This is a genomic window from Xanthomonas hortorum, assembly GCF_011305375.1.
Lineage (GTDB): Bacteria > Pseudomonadota > Gammaproteobacteria > Xanthomonadales > Xanthomonadaceae > Xanthomonas > Xanthomonas hortorum_E.
Map to the genome: position 1 here is coordinate 1 of NZ_VCME01000049.1, position 428 is coordinate 428.

The window sequence follows — 428 nt, forward strand, 5'->3', positions numbered from 1 at the left end:
ACGCCTCGGCGAGGATCGTGTTACACCGCGCTTAGGCGGCCCAATGATAGCCAGGCGGCTTGGAGGCTTCGATGGAGTTGATACTTCTATTGGGTGCGGTGCTTGCTCTTGGCAATATCGTTGCATCGGTAGCAGTACTTCGCGTTTCGGTGCTCTCGCCATCACAACGCGTACTGCAACTTGCCCTCATCTGGCTTGTCCCAGTCATTGGCGCGGTCGTTTGTGCGGCGTTTGCTTCTTCTCAGGCACTTGGCCCCAGATCGATATCCGCCATGGCCGTGCACGGCTTGCGCGCACGCCCTTGCAGCTGTGCGCAGTGGTGATGCTGTCCGGCACTCCTGCCAGCACGTCGGCGCAGCGTCTGCTGCCAACGCCGGCCGAGCAGATTGCCGAGTGTCTGGTGCGCGATCAACCTTACGCCGCCGGTC

The 428-nt window shown here is 61.4% G+C and carries 1 pseudogene; it reads left to right on the forward strand.

From position 1 onward, the window contains the following. Nucleotides 1-256: 256 nt before the first annotated feature. Nucleotides 257-428: pseudogene (locus FFY45_RS22270) on the forward strand (serine kinase); the annotation flags it as partial.